The sequence below is a fragment of the Xanthomonas sp. NCPPB 4037 genome (genome assembly GCF_041475695.2).
Taxonomy (GTDB): Bacteria; Pseudomonadota; Gammaproteobacteria; order Xanthomonadales; family Xanthomonadaceae; genus Xanthomonas; species Xanthomonas campestris.
Genome location: NZ_CM191261.1, coordinates 3241108 through 3265011, shown reverse-complemented (window position 1 = coordinate 3265011; position 23904 = coordinate 3241108). Strand labels below are relative to the sequence as shown.

Genomic DNA, 23904 nt, shown 5'->3' with positions numbered 1-23904 from the left:
GCGCTATTGCGGCGCTAGCGCATCAGCGCCCCAGTTCGAACGTCACATCCAGGGTGATCGACAGGGTGCTTTCGCCGGGAGCCACCTGGGTGTCCATCTCGGCCTTGGCCGAGCGCATCGAGGCGGCCATCATCATCGGGCGCACCACGCCACCGCCGCTGCGGCCTTCGGAAATGCTGACGATGCGGCGCACCTTGAGCCCCAGCGACTTGGCGTAGGTTTCGGCGCGGGCCTGCGCCTTCTTGAGCGCGGCCACGCGGGCTTCGTCGTAGACCGGTTCTGGCTGGTCGATCGAGAAGCTGGGGCCGTTGATGTCGTTGGCGCCTTGCGCAACCAGGGCGTCGAGCACCTTGCCCAGCTTGGCAATGTCGCGCACCTTCAGGCTGACGGTGTTGCTGGCCTGGTAGCCGATGATCTTCGGCGCTTCGTTTTCTTTGTAGCTGTACTGCGGATTGAGATTGATGCCGCTGGTCTGCACGTCCTTGTCGGCGATGCCGGCGGACTTGACTGCGGTCATGACCTTACTCATCTGCTCTGCGTTCTGGCGCATCGCGGCGTTGCCATCCACCGCCTGGGTCACCACACCGGCCGACACCGTGGCGATGTCCGGCACGCGCTTGGCTTCTGCTTCGGCCGATACATTGAGCAAGGTGCCATCGTTGGGAATGGTGTAGCTCGGAGCGGTCTGGGCGTGGGCGGTCATGGCGGTTCCGGCAGCGATGGACAGGGCCAGCAACAACGGCTTGAGGGTGGTACGCATGGAGTCTCCTTGTCTGTGCGCGCAGCGTGTTGTGGGACCGATGAATATGCTGTGAGTCGATCGTGCGCGGCGATGGCGCGACAGGCAAGCGTGCAGGGACGGCCAACAGGTATGCTGGGTGGATGCTCTATCTCGCCTCCCGATCGCCGCGCCGACACGAACTCCTGCAACGCCTCGACGTGCCGTTCCAGACCCTGGAACTGGACGTGCCCGAAGTGCGCGCGCCGGGCGAATCGCCCGAGCACTATGTGCACCGTGTGGCCTTGGACAAGGCGCGCGCGGGGCTGGCATTGGTGCAGGCCGACGATGCCCAGGCCATCGTGCTCGGCTCCGATACCGAAGTGGTGCTGGGCGAGCGCGTGTTCGGCAAGCCGGTCGATGTCGATGATGCGATCGCCATGCTCACGGTGCTGGCCGGGCGCACCCACCAGGTGCTCACCGCGGTGGTGCTGGTGGGAGCACAGCGGCCACCGCTGCAGGCGCTGGTGGTGTCGGAGGTCACCTTCGATGCGCTCGATGCGACCCGGATTGCCGCTTATGCGGCGTCTGGCGAGCCCATGGGCAAGGCCGGCGCGTACGCGATCCAGGGGCGTGCGGAGCGCTTCATTATCCATTTGTCTGGCAGCTATTCCGGCGTGATGGGATTGCCGCTGTTCCAGACCTCGCAATTGCTCACAGCCTTCGGAGCGCATTAGATGTCGGAAGAGATCCTGGTCAACGTCACCCCCCGCGAAACCCGCGTGGCCGTGATCGAGAACGGCATGTTGCAAGAGCTGCATATCGAACGTGGTTGGCGCCGCGGGGTGGTGGGCAATATCTACAAGGGCAAGGTGCAGCGGGTGATGCCCGGCATGCAGGCCGCGTTCGTGGAAGTGGGCCTGGAGCGCGCCGCGTTCCTGCATGCCAACGACGTGGTGCGGCCGGCCCCGGCGCCAGCGAGCGTGGTGGATACCGAAGAAACCCCGATCCCGCCGCCGCCGGCCGCCTCGGTGCCGATCGTGGAGTTGTTGCGCGACGGCCAGGACATCGTGGTGCAGGTGGTCAAGGACCCGATCGGTACCAAGGGCGCGCGGCTGACCACGCAGATCAGCATTCCCTCGCGGTATCTGGTGCTGCTGCCGCAGTCCAAGGTGGTGGGTGTCTCGGCGCGGATCGAAGACGAGGCCGAGCGCCTGCGCCTGAAGACCATCGTCAGCGAAGTCTCGGCCCAGCATGGCGGCTTCGGCTACATCATCCGCACCAATGCCGAAGGCCAGCCGGCCGAAGCCCTGGCCGAAGACATCGCCTATCTGTCGCGGGTGTGGAACGTGGTCGAGCGGCGCGGCCGCGAGGCGTCGGCGTGCAGCATCATTTACGAAGACCTGAGCCTGCCGCTGCGTGCGGTGCGCGACCTGATCCGCAAGGACGTGGAGAAGGTCAAGGTCGACTCCAACGAGACGTTCGTGCAGCTGCAGGCCTTCGTGGCCAAGTACATGCCGGTGCTGGCCGAGCGGCTGGAGCTGTACACCGGCGACCGCCCGATCTTCGACCTGTATGGCGTGGAAGACGAAATCGGCCGCGCGCTGGACAAGCAGGTGCCGCTCAAGTCCGGCGGCTACCTGGTCATCGACCAGACTGAAGCGATGACCACCATCGACGTCAACACCGGCTCGTTTGTCGGCCAGCGCAATCTGGAAGAAACCGTGTTCCGCACCAATCTGGAGGCGGCGCAGGCGGTGGCCCGGCAGCTGCGGCTGCGCAACCTGGGCGGCATCATCATCATCGATTTCATCGACATGGATGATCCTGAGCATCGCCGCCAGGTGTTGCGCACGCTGGAGAAGGCGTTGGCCCGCGACCACGCCAAGACCACCGTGTACGAGTTCTCGCCGCTGGGCCTGGTGGAGATGACCCGCAAGCGCACCGTGGAAAGCCTGGAGCGGCAGCTGTCGGAAACCTGCGGCCAATGTGGCGGGCGCGGCACCATCAAGACCGCCGAAACGGTGACCTACGAAATCTTCCGGGAGATCACCCGCGCGGTGCGGCAGTTCGATGCCGCGCGGCTGCTGGTGATCGCCTCGTCCAAGGTGGTGGCGCGCATCACCGACGAAGAATCCGCGGCGGTGGCCGAGCTGGAGGAATTCCTCGGCAAGAGCATCCGCTTCCAGTCCGACGATCAGTACCTGCAGGAGCAGTTTGACGTGGTGCTGCTGTGAGGCAGGGAATGGAGAGTCGGGAATCGGGAATGGGGGAAGAGCGAAAGGCTCTCTGCGGGATACTGTTAACGGCCTTAGAATGGGGGCGTGCGCGAACGGATGATCGTGCGTACGGGGCGCTGCGTGCTCTTACGATTCCCGACTCCCGACTCCCGATTCCCCGCCGTTAATGCCGACCCCGCTGCGCCGCCGTCTCCGCTTGTTTCGCCGTTATGCGATCACCGCCAGCGCGCTCGCGCTGGTGGCGCTCGCCGTGCTGGTGGGCGCGGCCAGCCAGGTGCTGCCGTTGGCCGAGCAGCATCCGCAACAGATTGCCGCGTGGCTGAGCGAGCGTGCCGGCCAGCCGATCCGCTTCGACCGCCTGCAGACCGAATGGACCCGCCGCGGCCCATTGTTGCGTCTGGATGGGCTGCGCATCGGCCCCAACGATGACGTGCGTGTGGGTCAGGCCGAAGTGGTGCTGGCGATGTACGCCGGCCTGCTGCCGGGCCATGCGCTGACCGAGGTGCGCCTGCGCGGGCTCGCTTTGACCCTGCAGCGTGGCGATGACGGGGTGTGGTCGGTGCAGGGGCTGCCCAGTGGCCGGCACGCCGATCCCCTGGACGCGTTGCGCCGGTTGGGCGAAATCCAGGTGTCGGAGGCGCGGCTGCATATCGATGCGCCGTCGATCGGGCTGGACACCACGCTGCCACGGATCGATCTACGGCTGCGCATGCAGGGCGCGACCCTGCGCGTCGGCAGCCGCAGCTGGATCGACCCGGCACGCGCGCCGCTGACCTCGGTGCTGGAGTTCGACCGCGACAGTGGCGATGGCAGCGCGTATGCGCAGGCCGCGCCGGCGGACCTGGCCGCATGGGCGTCGCTGCTGCAGGCCGGCGGTGTGCGGGTGGATGGCGGCAGTGGACGGCTGCAGGCGTGGGCGCAGCTGCGTGCCCGCCGCGTGTCTGCGGTCACCGTGGTGGCCGATCTCACCCAGGTGCAATTGTCGGGAGCGCCGCTGGCTGGCGAATCGACGCGCCGCACGCTCAAGTGGGAACGCCTGCAGGCGCGTGCGCGCTGGCAGGCCGTGGCTGGCGGCTGGCGGCTGGATGCACCACAGCTGCGCCTGGGCAGCGCCAACACGCTGCAGCGTCTCGACGGCCTGAGCATCGCCGCCGGGCGCCGTTATGCGGTGGTGGGCGACGCGCTGGATGTGTCCGGGCTGATCGCTGCCGCTGCGCTGAGCGACCAGCTGTCGCCGGGCCTGCGCCGCTGGTTGGCGTTGTCCAGGCCGCAGCTGCGCGTGAGCAAGCTGCAGCTGGCGGGCGAGCAGGGCGGCGCGGTGCGCGCGCAGGGGCAGGTGGAGGAACTGGCATTCCAGCCGGTCGGCAAATCACCGGGTATCAGCGGCCTGCGTGGGCACTTCGACGGCGATGCGCAGGCGATCGCGCTGCAAACCGCGCCCGACGCCACGCTGCGCTTCGACTGGCCCACCGGCTTTGGCGTGGTGCACGAGGTGCAACTGGCCGGCAGCATCGTCGGCTGGCGCGACGGCGACGGCTGGCAGGTCGCCACGCCGGCGCTGCGGGTGCAGGCCAAGGACTACGGCGCCAACTTGCGCGGCGGGATGTGGTTTGAGAACGATGGCACCCGGCCACGCATCTCCCTGGCGGCGCAGCTGGATGACGCCGCCCTGCCGGTGGCGCGCAAGTTCTGGATCCGTTCGAAGATGAGCAAGGCCGCCATCGACTGGCTCGACATGGCGGTGGCCGGCGGCGTGGTCACCGGCGGCACCGGCCTGGTCAGCGGTGACCTGGACGACTGGCCGTTCGACAACAACGATGGCCGCTTCGAAGCCTTCGGGCAGATCCGCGATGGCGAGATCCGCTTCCAGCCGGACTGGCCGGCGATGACCCAGGTGCAGGCCGACCTGCGCTTCATCGGCAATGGTTTCTCGCTGCAAGGCAGCGGCGCGCTGGCCGGCACGCCGGTGGCGCAGTTCGAGGCCGGTATCCCGAATTTCGCCACCTCCGAACTCTATGTGCGCGCCTCCACCCAGGCCGACACCGCGCAGTTGCTGGGCATGTTGCGCAGCAGCCCGCTGGAGCGCCGCTATGGCGACACCTTGCGCAACCTCACCACCTCCGGCCCGGCCGCGGTCACCTTCGATCTGCTGCGCCCGTTACGCACCAAGGGCGTGGGCGGGCATCTGCAGGGCACCGTTGCGCTGCAGGGCGCCAAGCTGGCCGACGCGCGCTGGAACCTGGCCTTCGATCAGGTCAGCGGGCAGGCCGAGTACCGCGACAGCGGCTTCGGCGCCGAGCATCTGAGCGTGCAGCACCAGGGCCGCACCGGCGAGCTGGCGTTGCGTGCCGGCGGCTTCGTGCAGGACCCGGCGCAGGCGTTCGAGGCGCGCTTCGGGGCCACGCTCGATGCGAAGGAGCTATTCGACCGCGCGCCGCAGATGGAATGGTTGCGGCCGTATGTACACGGCAGCGCGCCATGGCAGGTGGGCGTGGATGTGCCGCTGGCACATGTGGGGCAGCCCGATGCGCCCGCACAACTCACGCTGCGCTCGCAGTTGGTCGGCACCACGCTGGATTTGCCCGCACCGCTGGACAAGCCGGCCACGCAGCCGCTGGACACGCGGGTCAAGGTGGCGTTGCCGGTCGGCAATGGCGATATCGATGTGGCGTTCGGCCAGCTGGTGGCGGTCAAGGCCAGCAGCCAGGGCACCCAGACCGGCGTGCGCGTGGTGATGGGCACCGACACCGTGACCGAGCGGCCGCCGGCCAATGGCCTGGTGGTCAATGGCCGCACCGCCTCGCTGGATGCCATCGACTGGATCAGCCTGGCGCGCGGCAGTGCCGAGCCCGACATGCCGCCGCTACCCGGCCAACCGGCACAGCCAAGCGAAAAGCTGCCGCTGCTGCAGGTGGATGTGCAGGCCGACAAATTGTTGATGATTGGAGGCGTCTTTCCGCAAACCCGCCTGCGCCTGCGCCCCACCCGCGATGCGGTGGCGGTGACGTTGGATGGGCCGTCGCTGGCCGGCCAGCTCACCGTGCCCAATGCCGACGGCGCCGCGGTGCAGGGCAAGCTCAGCACGGTGCGCTGGCAGCCGGTGGCCGCTGCGCCGGAACCGGCCGCGCCCGAGCCCGGCGACCCGCTGGCCGGCGCATTGCCGGAGCCGGCGCGGCGCGCGGTGGCCGAGTTCGACCCGGTGTCGATCCCGCCGCTATCGCTGGATATCGACGACCTGCGCGTGGGCAAGATGACCCTGGGTGCTGCCACCTTGCGCAGCAGCCGGCTGACCGACGGCATGCAGGTAGACCAGCTGCAACTGCGCTCGGATGACCAGAACATCGGCCTGACCGGCGCCTGGCGCGGCAAGGGCGAGGCCGCCAGCACGCGGCTGTCTGCGCGCGTGGACAGCCGCAACCTGGGCAATCTGCTGCAGAACCTCACCCTGGGCGGGCAGCTGCGCGGTGGCGAAGGCCAGCTGGAACTCAACGCCGGCTGGCAGGGCTCGCCGACCGGGTTTGCGCTCGGCTCGCTCGAGGGCAACCTCACCGTGGACGCCCGCAACGGCCAGTTGCTGGAAGTGGACCCCGGCGCCGGCCGCGTGCTTGGCCTGCTCAGCGTGGCGCAGTTGCCGCGCCGGTTGATGTTCGACTTCCGCGACTTCTTCTCCAAGGGCCTGGCGTTCAACAAGCTTGCCGGCGAAGTGCGCTTTGGCGATGGCTTTGCGCGCACCGATGCAATCCGGATCGAAGGCCCGGCGGCCGACATCGCCATTCGCGGGCAGACCGACCTGCGTGCGCAGACCTTCGACCAGACCGTGGACGTGAACCCCAAGGCCGGCAATCTGCTCACGGTGGTGGGCGCGGTGGCCGGTGGCCCGGTGGGTGCGGCGGTCGGTGCGGCCGCCAATGCGGTGCTCGGCAAACCGCTGGGCGCGATTGGCGCCAAGACCTATCACGTCACCGGGCCGTGGAAAGAGCCGCAGGTGGACGTGGTGGATCGCGATGCGCGCGAGCGTGCGCCCGCCAGGCCGGCGCCGGACAAGGCGCCGCGCTAGGCAGTCAGTCGATCACTCGGCGGGCGGGTCAGACGGCGCGCCGGCACGCGTGAATAGCGGCAGGCGCAGCCGCGTGCGGTGCCCGGCCACCGGTGTCTGCGCAGGCGCAGTCACGCCACGAAAGTAGCTGCGCTGCCATTTCTCGCGCGCCGCCGCCGATTGCGTGTCCGGCAAGGCCTCCAGGAAACGGCTGCGGCTGTCGGTCCAGTCGGCATGCTGCTGCGCCAACGCCGGCGTTTCGGACAACGGCTGCCACTGCGGCTGCACCTGTTCGATCAACTGCCGCTGCAGCGGGAACAGATGGCAAAACGGCTCACCCGCCTCGAAGCGCACCCGCCCCGGCCGGGTAAAACGCCAGTTCATGGTGAAGGTGTACGGGCTCCAGTCGGTTTCCACGATGCCGCTCAGCGCACCGATGCCGTCCTTGGGGCAGTTCAACGGCCCGCTGACGAACAGGTCCACACCGGCGTCGGTACGAAACAGACAGGGCACGTGGAAGGTCAGCATGCCGTAGCCGAAATGGCTGATCGCCGGCGCAGCGGTGCCGGCATCGGCGGTGATCACCACCGCGCCCAGCCCATCGCCGCCATCCCAGACCGCCTCGAAACCAGCCTGGCACAGCAGCTCCCAGCCATGCGCATTGGCGATGGCCAGCGGCAGGCAACGGTAGGCGTAGCGTTGGTCGGTGGCATCCATCCAGGCGCGTTCGTGCGGCGCGGGGCGAATATCCAGCGTGTGTCCGTCCAGAACGTGGGCAATGAGTTTCATGCGTGCGCGGTGGCTGGCAGCGGGCTGGCGATGATAGCCGCGTGCCACGTTCAGCCGGGCGACTTGTCTCCCCGGCGCGCGACCCCCATCCTGACCGCATGACCGACACCGCCCTGACCCTGGCCGAATCCCGGCTGCTGCTTCCCTCCGGCCTGGATACCGGCCACATCGACCGCACCTTCGGCGCCCTGCTGGGCCCCGGCATCGACTTCGGCGACCTGTACTTCCAGCATTCGCGACGCGAGAGCTGGAGTGTGGAAGACGGCATCGTCAAGGACGGTGCGCATTCCATCGAACAAGGCGTGGGCGTGCGCGCCATCTCCGGCGAAAAAACCGGCTTTGCCTATTCCGACGACATCCAGCGCGAAGCCTTGCTGGAAGCGGCCCAGTCGGCGCGCGCGATCTCACGCGATGGCGGCGCGCAATCCACCCGCACGCTGGTGCGCGGCAACGGCCGTGCGCTGTATCCGGCCACCGATCCGATCGACGACATGGACAGCGCCACCAAGGTGGACCTGCTGCGCCGCATCGACCAGTACCTGCGCGCTGCCGACTCGCGCGTCAAGCAGGTGATGGTGAGTTTGTCCGGCGGCGTGGACACGGTACTGATCGCGCGCAGCGACGGTGTGCTGGCCGCCGACGTGCGTCCGCTGGTGCGCTTGAACGTCCAGGTGATCGTCGAACACGGCGGCCGCCGCGAGTCCGGCTATTCCGGTGGCGGTGGCCGTTACGGCTATGCCGAGCTGTTCGCCGATGGGCGCCCGGAAGGTTTTGCGCGTGAAGCATTGCGCCAGGCGCTGGTCAACCTGGATGCGATTCCCGCGCCGGCCGGCGTGATGCCGGTGGTGCTGGGGCCGGGCTGGCCGGGCGTGCTGCTGCACGAAGCGGTGGGCCATGGGCTGGAAGGCGACTTCAATCGCAAGGGCACCAGCGTCTACGCCGGCCGCATCGGCGAGCGCGTGGCCTCCAAGGGCGTGACCATCGTCGATGACGGCACTTTGGATGGACGCCGCGGCTCGCTCAATATCGATGATGAAGGCACGCCCAGCCAGTGCACCACGCTGATCGAAGACGGCGTGCTGGTCGGCTATATGCAGGACACCCACAACGCGCGTCTGATGGGCGTGGCGCCCACCGGCAATGGCCGCCGCGAATCCTTCGCGCACCTGACCATGCCGCGCATGACCAACACCTACATGCGTGCCGGCGAGCATGATCCGCAGGAGATGATCCGCTCGGTCAAGAAGGGCATCTATGCGGTCAACTTCGGTGGCGGCCAGGTCGACATCACCAGCGGCAAGTACGTGTTCTCCGCAACCGAGGCGTACCTGATCGAAGACGGCAAGGTCACCGCGCCGGTGAAGGGCGCCACCCTGATCGGCAACGGCCCGGAAACCATGCAGAAGGTGCGCATGATCGGCAACGATCTGGCCCTGGACGAAGGCGTGGGCGTCTGCGGCAAGGACGGGCAGAGCGTGCCGGTCGGCGTGGGTCAGCCGTCGCTGCTGATCGACGGCATCACCGTGGGCGGAACGCAGGCCTGAGATGCGGGGATTCGGGAATCGGGAATGGGGAATCGCAACGGCAGGGGCGCAGAGCAGTGCGTTGGGCGGTTGCGGTTTGCCGGTTCAGCGGAGGGGCATCGAGAGTCAGGAGCAGAGAATCGCAACGGCAGGGACGGCCGTTGCGGAGCTGGATGGATCGGGCGGAGCCTTATTCGTCTTCGTCGTTTTCCGGCGCCGACTCTTCGTCTTCCAATCCCGAATCCCCACTCTCCAATCCCGGCTTCTGAGACAGATCACGCAATACCTGGAACAGCTCACGGTAAGCGCGAGGCGGCTTGTTCTTGGCCCGTTCGTGGATCGCGTTGCGCACCAGCTGACGCAGTTGCTGGCGATCGGCGGCCGGGTAGGCTTCCAGCAGTTCGGCCAGCGCGACGTCGCCTTCGGCGAGCAGGCGCTCGCGCCAGCGTTCGACGCGGTGAATCGCCGCCACTTCGCGGCGCGCGGTATCGCTGTTGGCATCCAGCGCATCGCGGATCGCATCCAGGGTTTCATCGTCCTCGCGGCGCATGTGCTTGGCCAGAAACGCCAGCTGGCGCTTATGCGCGATATGCGAGGTGATGCGCTTGCTCTCTTCGATATGCGGGATCAACGACTCGGGCACCGGCAACTTGGCCAGCTGCGCCGGGGTGAGCGCCACCAGCTTTTCGCCCAGGTCGAAAATTTCCAACGCCTCGCGCCGTTGCTGGCTGCGGCTGGCGCCACGAAATTCACCGGTATCTTCATCGCGTCCGCGCATGCCACTACATCCCAAAACGTGTTTAGTTAAATTTCCGGCCATGAACGGCCGGACTCCGGCGGAAGACTCCGCACCAAATTCAGATACTTCGGCCATGGATGGCCGAGCGTTCTGCGGAAGGATCCGCATCCAAATTCAGACGGTCCGGCCACGATGGCCGGGCTTTCGCGGACGGATCCGCATCCAAAGGATAAAGCATTGAACGCACTCTCCTCCGAAACCCGTGTGACCGACGACAGCCTGCAGCGCCTGGAGGCACTCACCGACATCTCTCAGCGGCTGCTCGAGCGCGCCCGCGCCGCCGGCGCGACCCAGGCCGAAGTGAGCTGCAGCGAAGAACGCGGTCTGGACGTGAACGTGCGGCTGGGCGAGGTGGAAACCGTCGAGTCCACGCGCGATCGCGGCATTGCGGTCACGGTGTACTTCGGCAAGCGCAAGGGCAGTGCCAGCACCGCCGACCTGCAGGAATCCAGCCTGGAGGCCACCGTTGCGCAGGCCTGCGCCATTGCCCGCTACACCGAAGACGACCCCGCTGCCGGCCTGGCCGATGCGGAGCTGATGGCGCACGACTTCCCCGAGCTGGACAGCTGGCACCCGTGGGCGCTGGATGCCGACACCGCCGTGGACCTGGCGCTGGCCTGCGAAAACGCCGGCCGGCAGGCCGATGCGCGGATCAGCAATTCCGATGGCGCCTCGGCCAGTACCGGGCTCAGCCTGTCGGTGTATGCCAACTCGCACGGATTCATCGGGCGCGAGCGCGGCACCCATCATTCGATCAGCTGCGCGCTGATTGCCGGGCAGGGCGATGGCATGCAGCGCGATGGTTGGTACAGCAGTGCGCTGGCGCGCGAAGACCTGGAAGCGCCGGACGCGATCGGCCGGCATGCCGCCGCGCGCACCGTGGCACGGTTGCAGCCGCGCTCGCTGCCGACCGGCCAGTTGCCAGTGCTGTTCGCGCCGGAAGTGGCACGCTCGCTCGTCGGGCATCTGCTCGGTGCAGTGTCCGGCGGTGCGCTGTACCGCCGCGCCAGCTTCCTGCTCGACAGCGTCGGCACCCAGCTGTTTCCCGACTGGTTCGGTATCGGGGAATTGCCGCACCTGCGGCGCGGCCTGCGCTCGGCCGCGTTCGACGGGGAAGGCGTGGCCACGCGCCGCTCGGCCTTGGTCGACGGCGGTGTGCTGCAGCGTTATGTGCTGGGCAGCTATTCGGCGCGCAAGCTCGGGCTGCAGACCACCGCCAATGCCGGCGGGGTGCACAACCTGCAGGTGACCTCCAATGCCGGCGACCTGGCATCGATGGTCGCCGGCATGTCGCGCGGGCTGCTGGTCACCGAGCTGATGGGCAACGGCGTCAACGCGGTGACCGGTGACTATTCGCGCGGTGCCGGCGGGTTCTGGGTCGAGAACGGCGAGATCGCTTATCCGGTCGACGGGCTGACCATTGCCGGCAACCTGCGCGACATGTTTGCCGGGATCGAAGCGGTGGGCAGCGATGTCGACCCGCGCTCGCACGTCAAGATCGGCTCGGTGCTGATCAATCGCATGACCGTGGCCGGCGACAGCTGAGTCACCCGCCCAGTACCTGCGCCCGCCAGCGTCCCGGCGCTGGCGGACCCATGGCTTCCCGCACTGGTGGCGCGCGGATTGGTTGCTATAGTCCGCCGCACACCACAACCATGCATGGGCAGACATGATGAGCGAGTTCGACACACACGCCGCGCCACCACCGCCGCCGCCGATCAGCACCGGCACGCCCTCGGAAGAGCGCACATTGGCACTGGCCGCGCACCTGCTGGGCATCCTGACGTCCTTCATCGGCGCGCTGGTGATCTGGCTGATCAGCAAGGACGCCAGCCCGTCCAAGCCGTTTGCCACCGACCAGGCCAAGGAAGCGCTGAACTTCCAGATCACCGTGATCATTGCCTACGTGGCTGCGGTGATCCTGACCATCGTGTCGTTCGGCATCCTGTTCTTCGTGCCGACGCTGGTGTGGGTCGCCAACCTGGTGCTCTGCATCCTGGCGGCGGTCAAGGCCAACAGCGGCGAGAGCTACCGCTATCCGTTCACGCTGCGCTTGATCAAGTAATTCTTGATTGCGCGTAAAACAAAGGCCCGGCAGTCATGCCGGGCCTTTGGCGTTTTTAGAAAGTCACGCGATCAGTTCTGCGCCGGGGTGTTCTCGGCAAAGTACTCGTGGCTGTCGGCATTGGTGATCGCCTGGGCCGGGTTGCTGATCGCCAGGCTGCGTGCGCCGGACTGGCCATACACGCGGTCCTGGGTGCCGGCCACCACGGTGAAGTGGCTGGTCTCGTGTACCAGCGTGCCGGCCTTGGAGTCGGTGCCGGTTGTCGACGCGCTCCAGAACGCGTTGCAGACATGGATCTCGTACGGCTGGTTCGGATAGACGTAGGCGAAGGCGTCCGCCAGATCCGCTTCGCAGCTGCAGTTGATCGTCAGCTGGCCATTGTTCTGGTCCAGCGCGTTGTCGATGTTGACGAAGTTGGAGCTGACCCGGCTGTAGCGCGCGGCATTGTAGGCGCCGAACCAGGTGGTATAGCGCGCGCCGGTGCTGCCGCCGTTGAGGTAGGTACGCGCGTTCTGCGAGTAATTACGCGCGGCAGCGACGCCACTGGCGGCCTGGTTGGTGCGGGTGGTGCTGCAGTTGAGATAGTTGATGCCGTTGACCACGGCGGTCGGGCCGATTGCGAGCTGGCGCTGTACGCCACGCCGGGCGCCGTCCAGCCAGACGGTGAGCGGGGTGCTGGTGGCCACTGCCGGCAGGCCGTTTGCGGCCTTCATCAAGCTGCCATCGGACAGCGAGGCGTACTGCAGCGACGAACGCACCTGGATGGTGTAGTTGCCGCTGGTGGACAGGTCATAGGCACCGGCCAGATCCACCTCGCCCTGGACGCTCTGGCCCGGCTGCAGGATGGTGAAGTCGGCTGCCTTTGGCAGGCCGCGCTTGACCAGGCGCCCGGTGTAGTCCACCGGCTTGCCGTCGCGGCTCACCTCCAGGATGCCGTTGTCCAGCGACTTCAGCGGCAGCTGATAGGTCGGAACGCGGGCGACCTGGCTGCCGTTGTTGGTAACGGTGACCGCGATCTTGCCTTGATGTCGCCCAGCCTGGTCGGCCACTGGCGCCAGTTCGATGGTCAACGGAACCGGTCCGCGCACGGACTGTGCCTGCGCCGAACCGAGCACGCCGACGACGGCCAGCGTGCCTGCTGCAACGATGCAAGAAAAACATTCTTCACCAGTGACTCTCCTTGGTCGGGGGATGCCCGCAAGCGCGGGCAGGCCAAACCTAGGCAGAGCGAGCGGACGCGACAAGTCGTTCAATTAGCGATATTTCTGGATGTAGCGCATGGGTTATGCATCCGGATACATCACTGGTGTAGATAATTCAGCAATAAAGCGTGCCGGTGATCATGAAATCGGGATGGCCGTGTGTCGCCGGCTGACACAAACTGTGGCGACCAATGTCCCGTTTTGTGACCAGGCTCGCCTGTTGCCTGAATGGACACGCGTGATCGACCGTGCGGTGGCGCACGGAATGCGCAAACGTGTCGCGTAACGCGAGCACCGGGGAGGTGATGCATGCGGCGGCCGCTGTGTTTGCGTTGGCGTCTGGCTGGGCGGCGATGTGGTGCGGAGCGATGCGTTGGAGTCCGCAGATGCTCGGCATCCACGCGCCATCACACGCGCTCGGCAGCCGCGCGTGAGGCCTGGTTAGCCGTATCTAGTGGGCGCGGTCGACCGCGAAGCGGCCGAGGCTGGCCAAGGTGGCGCCGGGTCCGCCGTAGGGCTCCAACAGTTCGTGCATGTGGCTGGCCAGTTCCGCCAGCTTGGTCTTGGCGCCGTCCATGCCCAGCAAGGCGGGGTAAGTAGACTTGGACTGCGCCGCATCCTTGCCGGCAGTCTTGCCGAGCTGGGCGGAGCTCGATTCCACATCCAGGATGTCGTCACGCACCTGGAACGCGAGCCCCAGCGCATCGGCAAACGCGTCCAGGCGCTGCTGGTCGGCAACGCCCGCGCCGCCGGTCAGCACGCCCATGCGCACCGCGGCACGGATCAGCGCACCGGTCTTGAGCGCATGCATGCGCTGCAGTGCGTCCAGCGCCTGCACCTGCCCGGTGGCGTCGATATCCAGCGCTTGGCCGCCACACATGCCGGCCGCACCGGCGGCAGATGCCAGGCTCTGCAACCAGCCCACCCGCAGTGCCGCGTCTGCCGGCGCCTCGGCCAGCAGTTCGAATGCGCGTGCCTGCAAGGCATCGCCGGCCAGGATCGCGGTGGCTTCGTCGAAGGCGATGTGCACCGTGGGGCGGCCGCGACGCAGCGCGTCATCGTCCATGGCCGGCAGGTCATCGTGCACCAGCGAATACGCGTGGATCAGTTCCACCGCCGCCGCCGGCGCGTCCAGGCTGCCTTCTTCGGCGCCGAACAAGGCACCGCTTGCATAGACCAGCAGCGGACGCATGCGCTTGCCGCCACCGAGCACGGCGTGGCGCATTGCCGCGTGCAAACGCTGCGGGGCGAGGGCGGGGCTGGGAAGGCAGGCGTCCAGCTGCCGTTCGGTGCGAGCAACCCAGCGCTCAAACAACGCCGCGCTCACTCAGCCGCCATCCAGCGACGGCGGCTCGAATGCTTCTGCCTGTTCGGGGCGCGCGGGGTCGGTCACCAGACGCACGCGCAGTTCCGCCTGTTCCAGCGCCTGCTGGCAATCGCGGTACAGCCCGATGCCGCGCTCGTAGGCGGTGAGCGACTGCTCCAGGCTCATCTCGCCCACTTCCATCTTCTGCACCAGTTGCTCGAGTTCTTCCAGCGACTGTTCGAAGCGGGCAACGGGGGAGGATTCGTTCAAAGACTTCTTGGCCATCGACAAAGTGTGCGGCGCGCGCGCAGGCGGGTCAATTCGCGGGTGCAGCGCTGCGCCACTGCAGGCGCGCGGCGTGCGCACGCAACCACTGGTCCAGCGTGGCAGACACGATCTGATCACCGGCGGCCAGCAACGTCTTGCCGGCCCACAACAAGGGCAGGCGCGTGCGTTCCCACGGCGGCAGGTCTGATTGCTGCAGCAGATGTTTGAGCTGATGCGAATGGGTCCGGCCCGGCAGCACGATGCGCTCGCCGCCCTGGCGCGCGCGCACCTGCAGTGGCTGCTCGAAGCGCAAGCCCGGCGTGCCGCGCAGTTGCAGTTGCGCACCGTCGGGCAATAACAGTGTGCTGTCGCCGTTCCACTCGGCCTGCCACTGCGCTGGCCACGTCGCGCGCGCACTGAGCAGGTACAGCTGCTGGCGCCAGCGGCGAATTTCTGTCTGTTGCCAGGCAAAGCAGGTCTGCCGATCCGGCTGCGTGGTGGCGATCTCGCGTTCAAGTGCGTGCACGCCCTGCGCGGGCAGCGGTGGCGCGTGCGCGGCGGCTACCCAGGCGCGCAACAGGCGTGCGCGGCGCGCGGGGGAATGGCTGCGCAATGGCTGCAGCTCCAGGGCGCCAGCGCTGTTGCAGACGGTGGGCAGCAGATTGGCGTCGTCGTCGTGCAGCAGGGTGCTGGCATCGCCACACAGCTGCGCGCTGCGGGCCAGTGCATCGGCCGCCAGCGGCCAGCGTTGCTGCAGCGCCGGCAGGACCTGCGTGCGCAGGAAATTGCGGTCGTGCTGCGGATCGGTATTGCTGGGGTCGTCGATCCAGCGCACTGCATGCGCCTGCGCATAGGCCGCCAGATCGGCGCGTGCGTGGCCGAGCAACGGGCGCCACAGCGTGCCCGGGCCGAACGGGCGCTGCGGACGCATCGCCGCCAGTCCGTCAGGGCCGGAAGCGCGCAGCGCGCGCAGCAGGAAGGTTTCGGCCTGGTCATCACGGTGATGCGCCAATGCCAGCCACTCACCCGCTGCCAGGGTCGCTGCAAAGGCCGCATGCCGCGCAGCGCGTGCGGCCGCTTCCAGCCCGCTGCCGCTGTCGCGTGCCACTTGTACGCGCACGATCTGCAGGGCAACCCCCAAGGCCGCGCACTGCTGTTGGCAGTGCAGCGCCCAGGCATTTGCATCCGCATGCAGGCCATGGTGGACATGCACGGCACGCAGGCCGGCCTCGCGGTAGCCAGGGGTGGCGGCCAGGGCATGCAGCAACACGGCCGAATCCATGCCGCCGCTGTAGGCCACCAGCACCGGTGAAGGTGGGGTGGCGGGGATCAACCCGGCCGCGTGCATCACGTCCACGTCAGGCCACGCCCGTCATGACGCCGACCGCTGCCGACCGCGCACCACATCGGTTGTGCGCGGTGCGCTCGGCCATCAGCGCTGGGTCGCGCGCTCGAAGGTGGCGGGTGCGGGCAGGTTTACCGGCACCCCGGCGCTGTCGCAGGTGCCGGCCTTGCACAGGCGCGCACGTAGACGCGGGGTGGCCTGGACGATGACGTGGTAGATCACGTTCTCTTCCAGCGTGCCGCGGAACGCCGCGCTGCCCGGGCCGGTGGCCCAGATGCCGACGTCTTCGCCGCCGTGGCTTTCGGACTTGGTCGGCACCAGCGATTCCTGCATGTAGCTGGGCGCCTCGGTATCCACGTGGGTGAGGTCGGGGCGGCCGTGGGCCGGCTCGCTGCTGCTGGGCTCGTGCGGATACTTTTTCGGCCCGGCCGGCTGTGCGTTCGTCGCGCCGGTATGGCCGGGGCCATTGGCGTAGCTGAGGGTAGTGTAGGGCTGGCCGGCCAGATCGGTGGCCAGCTGGGTGCGGTCGCCTTCTTCGCCGCCGGTGCCGCGCACCTTGCCCAGGATCGGGTTGCCACGCACCGGGTAGCCCACAAAGTTGAGCGTGTGCGAATGGTCGGCGGTGACGATGATCAGCGTGTCCGGCGGCGCCGTCTGCACGGCGGTGCGCACCGCATCCGACAGCGAGACGGTTTCATCCAGCGCGCGGTAGGCATTGCCGGCGTGGTTGGCGTGATCGATGCGGCCGCCTTCGACCATCAGCACAAAACCGTTCGGGTCACGCGACAGCGACTGGATCGCGGTGCGGGTCATTTCGGTCAGGCTGGGCTCGCCTTGCGGCGTGCGGTTGCGGTCATGGTCGAACTGCATGTGATCGGGCTCGAACAGGCCCAGCAGCGCCGGTGCGCCAGCGGCGGCCTGCAATTGCTGCTCGTTCCACACGTAGGTGCCCTGTGGGTGGGACTGCTTCCACTCGGCCACCAGGTCGCGCCCGTCCAGGCGCAGGCCGACCTTGTCGTCGTACTCGGGGTCGCGCTCCTGCACGGTCTGGAACTGGCTGCGGCCGCCGCCAAGCACCACCTGCGGGCCACGCCCGAAGCGTGCGGTGGAGAGCAATTGCTGGGCGATGTCCTGGCAGCCGGCGGTGCGGGCGGCCTCGGGCAGATCAGTGTCGTTCTCCCAGTTGCGCTCCGGCGAATGCGCATACGTCGCCGCCGGCGTGGCGTGGGTCAGACGGGTGGTGGTAACGACGCCAGTGGCCATGCCGGCGCTGTCGGCCAGTTGCAGCCAGCTCAGCAGGCCCTTGCCCAGGCTGTCGGCACAGTCGCTGCGGTTGCCGCTGCTGACCCCGATCGCGCCCATGTGCGACTTCACGCCCGTGGTGATCGCGGTCATGGTGCCGGCCGAGTCGGGGGTCTGCGAATCGGTGTTGTAGGTCTTGCTGAAGGCGGTGGCGGGGAATTGCTCCCACGACAGTAGATTCTCTTCGCCTGGGCCGCCCTTGCGCTGGCCGTCCAGGATGCGTGCGGCGGCCACCGTGGTCAGGCTCATGCCATCGCCCAGGAACAGGATCACGTTGCGTGCCTTGCCGGCCATCGCGCCGTTGCCGGCCGCACGTGCCGCGCCAGAGCGGTACCACCATTGCGGGGTTTCGCCGGCCGGATGCGTCACCGGTGGCACGTCCACCTTGACCGAGGCGGGCGCCGCGGTGGTGGATCCGGCAGTGGAAGCACAGGCGGCCACGCATAGCGTGGTCAGGGCGGCGAGGGCAGGCAGGCGGTAACGCATCGGGTTCGAACTCGTGGCTGAATCAATGCCCATTATGCCGGGATGCATCCGTCGCACTGATGACACGCCGCTGTTCCAGTCGTGGCCTCGCGGGCAGGGCGGCCCTGCGATAAGGTGCATGCACTCCCCCCGGATGATTTCACGCATGACATTGGTCTCGGCCTGGTTGCGCATTCCGTTCTGGCAACGCGTGGTGGCCGGCTTTGTGCTGGGCGCGATCGCGGGCGCAGCCATGGGCCCGGCCGCCGAGGTGTGGTTTGAGCCGCTGGGCGATCTGTACGTCACCCTGATCAAGATGATTGCGGTGCCGCTGGTGTTCTTTGCGGTGATCAACGCGATCTCGTCGTTGCACGGGCAAAAGTCCGTTGCGGCCTTGGGCGGGCGCACCTTCCTGTGGTTCGTCATCACCGCCGCGCTGGCAGTGGGCGTGGGCCTGGCGGTGGGCACGATCATGCAGCCCGGCGCCGGCCATTTCAGCCTGAGCGTGGACTCGGCGTGGAAGCCGCGCGATGTGCCCAGCCCGATCAAGGTGCTGCTGGATGTGGTGCCCTCCAACCCGTTCTACGCGCTGACCGGCATCGGCACCAAGACCAATGCCGCCGGCGAAACCGTGCTGGCCGCCGGGCGTGGCTCGATCCTGCCGGTGATCTTCTTTGCCGCGCTGCTCGGCTTTGCGATGGTCAAGCTGGGTGACCGCGTGGCCGAGGCACGCAAGCTCACCGGGCAGATGAGCGACATCATGATTCAGGTCACCCGCTTCGTGCTGGAGATGACCCCGCTGGGCACCTTCGGCCTGATTGCGGGCCTGGTGGGCAGCTACGGCTTTGCGAAGCTGCTGCCGTTCGGCAATTTCGTGCTGGCGCTGTATGTGGCCTGCGCGCTTCACATCGTGGTGGTCTACAGCAGCCTGTTGCTGCTGCACGGGCTGAACCCGTGGAAGTTCTTCCGCGGTGCGGCGCCTGGCATGCAGGTGGCGTTCGTGAGCTCGTCCAGCTTCGCCGCGATGCCGGTGGCGATGCGCTCGATCACCCACAACCTCGGCGTGAACAAGGACTACGCCGCCTTCGCCGTGCCGCTGGGCGCGAGCATCAAGATGGACGGCTGTGGCGCGATCTTCCCGGCGTTGTGCGCCGTGTTCATCGCGCAATACACCGGCGTGCCGTTGACCGCCAACCAGTATTTCGTGGTGCTGATCGCCTCGGTGCTGGGCAGCTTCGGTACCGCTGGCGTGCCGGGCACCGCGGTGGTGATGGCCACGGTGGTGCTCAGCGCGGCCAACCTGCCGCTGGAAGTGATCGGCTATCTGTATGCGATCGACCGCATCCTCGACATGATGCGCACCATGACCAACGTCACCGGGCAGATGCTGGTGCCGGTGCTGGTGGCCAAGGAGACCGGTCTGCTGGACAAGACGATCTACGAGTCCGCGTCCACCAACGTGGGGCTCGAGGATCCGCCCACCGATCGCGCCGCGCCGCTGCGCTGAGCCGGTGATGGAAGACGGGTTTCCCACCGTGCGCGGGCAATTGCAGGCGCTTGCGCCGTTGCATGTCATCGACGGTGTGCTGGTGCAGGACGGCCTGCCCGACGATCCGTTCGAGCAGCAGTACCTGCAGATCCGGCGCAAGGAAGGCCGGCTGTACACCGACGCGCAGGTGCGCAGCCTGCCGCGCCCCGGTGGCGCGCTGGGCAATACGCTTGAATGGCAGGTGCGTGCGCTGTCCAGCAGCTTGCTGGTGCAGCACCTGCAAGCGCACGCCGGGGGCGGCGCCATTCTCGAGCTGGGCTGCGGCAATGGCTGGTTGTCGCATCTGCTTGCGCAGGCCCTGCAGCGCGAGGTCTGCGGTGTCGACGTCAACCGCACCGAATTGACCCAGGCCGCGCGCGTCTTCGGCCATGACGCGCGGCTGACATTCGTCGCTGCCGACATCCACACGCTGGTGCTGCCGCGCGATGTATTCGATGTGATCGTGTTGCCCGCCTGCGTGCAGTATTTCAGCGATCCCGCCGCGCTCGTCAGCCGCCTGCTCGGTTGCCTGCGCGAAGGCGGCGAGCTGCACATCCTCGACAGCCCGCTGTACGCCACGCCGCAACGCGGCCGGGAAAGCGCCGCACGCAGCCTGCGTTACTTCACCGACCTGGGATGCCCGGCGCTGGCCGCGCACTATCACCAGCACACCTACGCCAGCTTCGACGGCTTCGCCGTGCAGTGGTTGTTCGACCCCCGGCGCGCGGGCGCGCGGCTGGGGCGCCTGTTCAAACGGCGGCAGCCGCATTTTCCGTGGTTGTGTCTGCGCAAGCAGGACAACTGACGGTCAGGCATCGATCGGGGTCAGTGGGCTCGCAGGGCCTCCATCAGCGTGGTGGCCCCCGGCGCCTGGTGCTGGGCAACCGCGCCCACCACGATGAAGAAGACGAGCACGCCCAGCAGCGGCCAGATCGTGTGGCGGACGCACAGCCACCACCAGCCCTGGGCCTGGATGCCGCGCATCCGCCGGTACAGCCCGCCGGCCAATGCCGCGTCCACCAGGAGTTCGGTCATCAGCACCGGTGCCGACCACACCACCCAGACAGCAGCCACCAGGGCGGCTACGGACGCAGCCAGTAGCGCCACGATTGCCAGGACAGGCAATCCCGCATCGCCATCGATGAGGTCCGGAAGTACATCGCCCTCCGAAAGCCCCGAGCTGACTCTTGCGCCCCCTGTGCCGGAACGGCCCGCACCACTGGAGCCGCCACCGCCGTTCCAGCCGGGCGTTGTTGGTGTGCTACCGCCGTCAAGGTCGATGCTGTGATCCAGCAGCTCCTAGTACGCGTCATCCATGTCGTTGCGCCAACGCACCCAGGCCCACATCAGCAGCAGGAACACGCCATAGGCGGCGAGGGTGGCCAGCGGATAGCGCAGCACCATCGCGTCGATGCCGCCATTGCGCAGCAGGTGCGAGCTCAGCAGCCCGCCACTGGCGGTGATCATCACGATGGCGCTCATCTGCAGCCGTCGCCAGCCGTCGCGTTCCAGGCGCTGGCGTGTCTGCAGGAGTTCAGGGATGTGCCGTTCTGGCATCGCGGTGCGTCCTGCAGCAGGCACGCCTGTGCCGGAACGCCGAGCGTAAGGAGTTTCACGTACGCGTGCATGTGCAGGCGCCTATCGATCCTGCGTGGTGGCTAGAACGGGAAGGGCATCCGCGGCACGCGTTGGTCGTTGCGAGGCGTCCGTGTCCAGCCGCCTGCTGGAGGAATGACGGATTTGCTCGCAATGCGCTGGCCTTCTGGTACGTGGAGACGCAGCTTGCGGTCGATGCCACTCAGCGGAATCCAGGCGGGGACGCGGCGCATTGAACGCCACACGATGCCCGCCTGCGCGCACGCACATGTCACACTTCAAGCTCATCCTTTGGCGAGAGACACCGGTGATTGGCCAACAACGTGATCTGACATTTCGTTTCCTTGCTGAGCCCAGCGACGTCAACTTTGGCGGCAAGGTGCACGGCGGGGTGGTCATGAAGTGGATCGACCAGGTGGGTTTTGCGGCGGCCAGTGGCTGGAGCGGGCATTACTGCGTCACCGTGGCGGTGGGTGGCATCCGCTTCGTGGCGCCGGTGCGCATTGGCGATCTGGTCGCAGTGTCGGCCAAGCTGGTCTACACCGGCCGCAGCAGCATGCATTTCGCCATCGACGTACGCGCGCGCAGCCCGATGGGCGGCGACTCGCGTTTGTGCACCCACTGCATCATCGTGTTCGTGGCGATGGATCCAGACGGCGTCACACCGGTGGAAGTGCCGTCATGGCGGCCGTCCACGCCGGAAGACCAACGCCTGGCCGAATACGCGCTCAAGGTGATGGAACTGAGCAAGGGCATCGAAGACACGATGGCGCATTACCAGGCTGATACTGGCCGCTAAGCGGTATTTGATGATGTGGGAGCGGGCCGCCGCTTCGCGGTTCTTGCACCGCGGTTGCCGCAGGTGCTTCCCGTGCATTTGTGGTCGGTGTCGGCCGCGTTAGCAGCTGCGCCCTCGCGTCGCTTTACAAGCAATGCGACGCGGCGGCCTCACAGCTCATCAAGCACGTACTGCACTCGTTGCTCTGTGTTGGCAAGCGAAAGCTGATTGTTGGCGAAGTGGGCCAGATCGAACCCGTCCGGCAGGCGCCTCCGCCTATCGCTTTGCAACTGGCCTTGGCGGTGACGTGGTCGGAGACGAGGCTGGTCTAGAGGCTTGCAGCCATTCGCGCTGACGCCTGGATTGCAGCAGCCCCTGCCATCGATGATCCGGGCCGTGCGTTGCACCGATGGCTCAGGCCGTGCGCGGACAGCCAAAAACAAAAAAGCCGCAGCAACCGCCGCGGCTTTCATGTGCAAAACGAACGCTGCGATCAGAGTACGCGACGCGCCTGGATGAACTTTTCGCTCCAGTAGCCGCTAGCCAGCGAATCCACGCGCACGTCCTTGCCGCGGCTCGGCGCATGCAGGAACTTGCCGTCGCCGACCACCAGGCCGACATGGTCGATGCGACCGCGGCGGCCGAAGAACACCAGGTCGCCGGCCTTGAGCGCGTGCGGGTCCTTGATCAGCTCGGCGGTTTCATCGCGGGCGATATCGCGGGAGACGCGCGGCAGTTCGATGCCCAGCGCAGTCTTGAACACGTAACCGACCAGGCCGCTGCAATCGAAACCTTCGGTGGACTCGCCACCCCAGACGTACGGCGTGCCCAGCAGGGCCATCGCGCGCTGCAGGATCACCTGGACCTTGCTGTCGGCCACGGCGTTCTGAGCCGCGTTGGCAGCGCTCTGCGAAACGTCGTAGTTGGCGAGCAGGCGGCTGAGGTCGCCAGCGAACATCGCCGAGCGATCCATCAGGGGAATGGCGTCGTTGGCAGCCAGGTGCGGAAGCAGGGCGGCCAGCGTTGCAGTGGCAGCGGCATCGGCGCGGCTGCGGGTGGCGGCTTTCTCAGCGGCGACGGCGCTTTCAGACGCGGTCGTCGTCGGAACGGAAGAGGGGCTGGGGGCGGTCTGTGCCAGGGCGGGAAGTGCTGCGAGCCAGAGCGCGGTGGCGCACAACAGGCGGAGCGGTTTCCGGGGCGGATGCGGTGCGGCGCCAGGGTTGAGCTGTTCGTCGTTCGTCACGCGGGAATCACAATTCTGCTGTCGATGCGGGATGATGCCTTGGTGAAGGGTTCGTTACGTTCAAAAAACGTTAACTTTCCGTTTTATGACTTGTGACACACGTCACATTTCAATGTAAAACCCGCTTTGAACCTGAATAATGGTCACGCCAGTAAGCCCCGTCGAGGAAATCCAAGCGGACGGTACCGCCGCTGCTTGGGGCGTGCACGAAGCGGCCTTCACCGACATAAATGCCGACGTGGGTCACGCTTCCGCTGGAGCCAAAAAAGACCAGATCGCCAGTTGACAGTTTTTCAGCTGGAATTTTTGGACCCTGCACGGCGGCCAGGTCACGCGAGGTCCTGGGCAATGAAAGTGCCAGCACGTCCTTGTAGACATAGGTGACAAGCCCGCTGCAGTCGAAGCCGCTCTCCGGCGTGTTGCCGCCATACCGGTACGGCGTGCCGACCAGGCCCAGGGCGCGCATGAGGATGTTGTTGGCGGCAGCCGGGTTGGCCGGCGGTACCTGGGGCCAGACGCGTGCGGTGGCCGGTGCTGGCGCCGGGCGGCGCACCGGTGCCTGCGAGCAGGCGGCCAGCAGCGACAGACCCAGCATCAGGCAGGCCGCGGCGGTGCGGGGACGAACGGCAGCAACTGGCGTGATAGGCATCGAGCCGGGATAATGGGCGGTTACGAAGGTCGCCATGATGGCGGCGCACTCGA

19 protein-coding genes and 2 pseudogenes are annotated in these 23904 nt (G+C 67.2%); 10 read left to right on the top strand and 11 right to left on the bottom strand.

Annotation, left to right across the window (positions count from 1 at the left end; translation table 11 throughout):
• Positions 1-22: 22 nt before the first annotated feature.
• Positions 23-760, bottom strand: a complete 738-nt coding sequence (locus ACCQ01_RS14600; RefSeq protein WP_228431754.1) for an SIMPL domain-containing protein — start codon at positions 758-760, stop codon at positions 23-25.
• A gap of 122 nt (positions 761-882) precedes the next feature.
• Between ACCQ01_RS14600 and ACCQ01_RS14595 the strand changes: the two genes are divergently transcribed.
• The 3 genes from ACCQ01_RS14595 to ACCQ01_RS14585 all read left to right on the top strand — a co-directional run bounded on the left by ACCQ01_RS14595 (position 883) and on the right by ACCQ01_RS14585 (position 7015).
• Positions 883-1455 (top strand): Maf-like protein, encoded by a 573-nt coding sequence (locus ACCQ01_RS14595; protein WP_228431755.1) that lies wholly within the window; start codon positions 883-885, stop codon positions 1453-1455.
• Positions 1456-2955: a ribonuclease G gene (rng, locus tag ACCQ01_RS14590; RefSeq protein ID WP_011037739.1), complete on the top strand. Its 1500-nt coding sequence runs from the start codon at positions 1456-1458 to the stop codon at positions 2953-2955. It abuts the gene before it with no gap.
• A gap of 169 nt (positions 2956-3124) precedes the next feature.
• Complete coding sequence (locus ACCQ01_RS14585) at positions 3125-7015, top strand: YhdP family protein (RefSeq protein ID WP_228431756.1); 3891 nt, start codon at positions 3125-3127, stop codon at positions 7013-7015.
• 12 nt (positions 7016-7027) lie between these two features.
• On the opposite strand, the gene ACCQ01_RS14580 is transcribed toward ACCQ01_RS14585, so the two are convergent.
• Complete coding sequence (locus tag ACCQ01_RS14580; RefSeq protein ID WP_228431757.1) at positions 7028-7783, bottom strand: DUF6065 family protein; 756 nt, start codon at positions 7781-7783, stop codon at positions 7028-7030.
• A gap of 98 nt (positions 7784-7881) precedes the next feature.
• On the opposite strand from ACCQ01_RS14580, the gene tldD reads away from it, so the two are divergent.
• Complete coding sequence (gene tldD / locus ACCQ01_RS14575) at positions 7882-9327, top strand: metalloprotease TldD (RefSeq protein ID WP_228431758.1); 1446 nt, start codon at positions 7882-7884, stop codon at positions 9325-9327.
• 169 nt (positions 9328-9496) lie between these two features.
• Here tldD and yjgA read toward each other — a convergent pair whose 3' ends face one another.
• Positions 9497-10084 (bottom strand): ribosome biogenesis factor YjgA, encoded by a 588-nt coding sequence (yjgA, locus tag ACCQ01_RS14570; protein WP_076054631.1) that lies wholly within the window; start codon positions 10082-10084, stop codon positions 9497-9499.
• 198 nt (positions 10085-10282) lie between these two features.
• Between yjgA and pmbA the strand changes: the two genes are divergently transcribed.
• Together pmbA and ACCQ01_RS14560 are read left to right on the top strand one after the other, a co-directional pair.
• Positions 10283-11650 (top strand): metalloprotease PmbA, encoded by a 1368-nt coding sequence (pmbA, locus tag ACCQ01_RS14565; protein WP_228431759.1) that lies wholly within the window; start codon positions 10283-10285, stop codon positions 11648-11650.
• Between the two features lie 127 nt (positions 11651-11777).
• Positions 11778-12170 (top strand): DUF4870 domain-containing protein, encoded by a 393-nt coding sequence (locus tag ACCQ01_RS14560; protein WP_119960408.1) that lies wholly within the window; start codon positions 11778-11780, stop codon positions 12168-12170.
• Between the two features lie 71 nt (positions 12171-12241).
• On the opposite strand, the pseudogene ACCQ01_RS14555 reads toward ACCQ01_RS14560, so the two are convergent.
• Positions 12242-13338, bottom strand: a pseudogene (locus tag ACCQ01_RS14555) (M35 family metalloendopeptidase).
• A gap of 110 nt (positions 13339-13448) precedes the next feature.
• On the opposite strand from ACCQ01_RS14555, the gene ACCQ01_RS14550 reads away from it, so the two are divergent.
• Complete coding sequence (locus tag ACCQ01_RS14550) at positions 13449-13658, top strand: hypothetical protein (RefSeq protein ID WP_228431760.1); 210 nt, start codon at positions 13449-13451, stop codon at positions 13656-13658.
• 165 nt (positions 13659-13823) lie between these two features.
• Here the strand turns inward: ACCQ01_RS14550 and ACCQ01_RS14545 are convergent, their stop codons facing one another.
• From ACCQ01_RS14545 to ACCQ01_RS14530, 4 genes are all read right to left on the bottom strand, one after another.
• Positions 13824-14699, bottom strand: coding sequence for a polyprenyl synthetase family protein (locus ACCQ01_RS14545; protein ID WP_228431761.1), 876 nt, complete (start codon positions 14697-14699; stop codon positions 13824-13826).
• Positions 14700-14963: an exodeoxyribonuclease VII small subunit gene (locus tag ACCQ01_RS14540; RefSeq protein WP_011037729.1), complete on the bottom strand. Its 264-nt coding sequence runs from the start codon at positions 14961-14963 to the stop codon at positions 14700-14702.
• Between the two features lie 31 nt (positions 14964-14994).
• Positions 14995-16293, bottom strand: coding sequence for a tRNA lysidine(34) synthetase TilS (tilS, locus tag ACCQ01_RS14535; RefSeq protein WP_228431824.1), 1299 nt, complete (start codon positions 16291-16293; stop codon positions 14995-14997).
• Between the two features lie 84 nt (positions 16294-16377).
• Positions 16378-18111 carry an alkaline phosphatase gene (locus ACCQ01_RS14530; protein WP_228431762.1) on the bottom strand — a complete coding sequence of 578 codons (1734 nt, stop codon included), beginning with the start codon at positions 18109-18111 and terminating at the stop codon, positions 16378-16380.
• A 112-nt stretch (positions 18112-18223) separates the two neighbouring features.
• Here ACCQ01_RS14530 and ACCQ01_RS14525 point away from each other — a divergent pair, with 112 nt between their 5' ends.
• Both ACCQ01_RS14525 and ACCQ01_RS14520 read left to right on the top strand, forming a co-directional pair.
• The gene (locus tag ACCQ01_RS14525) at positions 18224-19564 is read left to right on the top strand and encodes a dicarboxylate/amino acid:cation symporter (protein ID WP_228431763.1); all 1341 of its coding nucleotides are present in this window, start codon (positions 18224-18226) and stop codon (positions 19562-19564) included.
• Positions 19565-19571: 7 nt separating this feature from the next.
• Positions 19572-20390 carry a class I SAM-dependent methyltransferase gene (locus tag ACCQ01_RS14520; RefSeq protein ID WP_192886102.1) on the top strand — a complete coding sequence of 273 codons (819 nt, stop codon included), beginning with the start codon at positions 19572-19574 and terminating at the stop codon, positions 20388-20390.
• Between the two features lie 20 nt (positions 20391-20410).
• Here the strand turns inward: ACCQ01_RS14520 and ACCQ01_RS14515 are convergent.
• A pseudogene (locus tag ACCQ01_RS14515) lies at positions 20411-21166 on the bottom strand (hypothetical protein).
• Between the two features lie 322 nt (positions 21167-21488).
• Between ACCQ01_RS14515 and ACCQ01_RS14510 the strand changes: the two are divergent.
• Positions 21489-21980, top strand: coding sequence for an acyl-CoA thioesterase (locus ACCQ01_RS14510; protein ID WP_014508277.1), 492 nt, complete (start codon positions 21489-21491; stop codon positions 21978-21980).
• Between the two features lie 472 nt (positions 21981-22452).
• Here ACCQ01_RS14510 and ACCQ01_RS14505 read toward each other — a convergent pair whose 3' ends face one another.
• Together ACCQ01_RS14505 and ACCQ01_RS14500 are read right to left on the bottom strand one after the other, a co-directional pair.
• On the bottom strand, positions 22453-23202 hold the full coding sequence (locus tag ACCQ01_RS14505; RefSeq protein ID WP_042598337.1) for a C40 family peptidase: 750 nt from the start codon (positions 23200-23202) through the stop codon (positions 22453-22455).
• Between the two features lie 109 nt (positions 23203-23311).
• Positions 23312-23887, bottom strand: a complete 576-nt coding sequence (locus tag ACCQ01_RS14500) for a C40 family peptidase (RefSeq protein ID WP_115530845.1) — start codon at positions 23885-23887, stop codon at positions 23312-23314.
• Positions 23888-23904 lie beyond the last annotated feature (17 nt).

Bases quoted from the DNA above. Each gene is read 5' to 3' on its own strand.
- ACCQ01_RS14600 (WP_228431754.1), bottom strand. From the start codon at position 760: ATGCGTACCACCCTCAAGCCGTTGTTGCTGGCCCTGTCCATCGCTGCC.
- ACCQ01_RS14595 (WP_228431755.1), top strand. From the start codon at position 883: ATGCTCTATCTCGCCTCCCGATCGCCGCGCCGACACGAACTCCTGCAA.
- rng (WP_011037739.1), top strand. From the start codon at position 1,456: ATGTCGGAAGAGATCCTGGTCAACGTCACCCCCCGCGAAACCCGCGTG.
- ACCQ01_RS14585 (WP_228431756.1), top strand. From the start codon at position 3,125: ATGCCGACCCCGCTGCGCCGCCGTCTCCGCTTGTTTCGCCGTTATGCG.
- ACCQ01_RS14580 (WP_228431757.1), bottom strand. From the start codon at position 7,783: ATGAAACTCATTGCCCACGTTCTGGACGGACACACGCTGGATATTCGC.
- tldD (WP_228431758.1), top strand. From the start codon at position 7,882: ATGACCGACACCGCCCTGACCCTGGCCGAATCCCGGCTGCTGCTTCCC.
- yjgA (WP_076054631.1), bottom strand. From the start codon at position 10,084: ATGCGCGGACGCGATGAAGATACCGGTGAATTTCGTGGCGCCAGCCGC.
- ACCQ01_RS14560 (WP_119960408.1), top strand. From the start codon at position 11,778: ATGAGCGAGTTCGACACACACGCCGCGCCACCACCGCCGCCGCCGATC.
- ACCQ01_RS14550 (WP_228431760.1), top strand. From the start codon at position 13,449: ATGGGTTATGCATCCGGATACATCACTGGTGTAGATAATTCAGCAATA.
- ACCQ01_RS14540 (WP_011037729.1), bottom strand. From the start codon at position 14,963: ATGGCCAAGAAGTCTTTGAACGAATCCTCCCCCGTTGCCCGCTTCGAA.
- tilS (WP_228431824.1), bottom strand. From the start codon at position 16,293: ATGCACGCGGCCGGGTTGATCCCCGCCACCCCACCTTCACCGGTGCTG.
- ACCQ01_RS14530 (WP_228431762.1), bottom strand. From the start codon at position 18,111: ATGGGCATTGATTCAGCCACGAGTTCGAACCCGATGCGTTACCGCCTG.
- ACCQ01_RS14525 (WP_228431763.1), top strand. From the start codon at position 18,224: ATGACATTGGTCTCGGCCTGGTTGCGCATTCCGTTCTGGCAACGCGTG.
- ACCQ01_RS14520 (WP_192886102.1), top strand. From the start codon at position 19,572: ATGGAAGACGGGTTTCCCACCGTGCGCGGGCAATTGCAGGCGCTTGCG.
- ACCQ01_RS14500 (WP_115530845.1), bottom strand. From the start codon at position 23,887: ATGGCGACCTTCGTAACCGCCCATTATCCCGGCTCGATGCCTATCACG.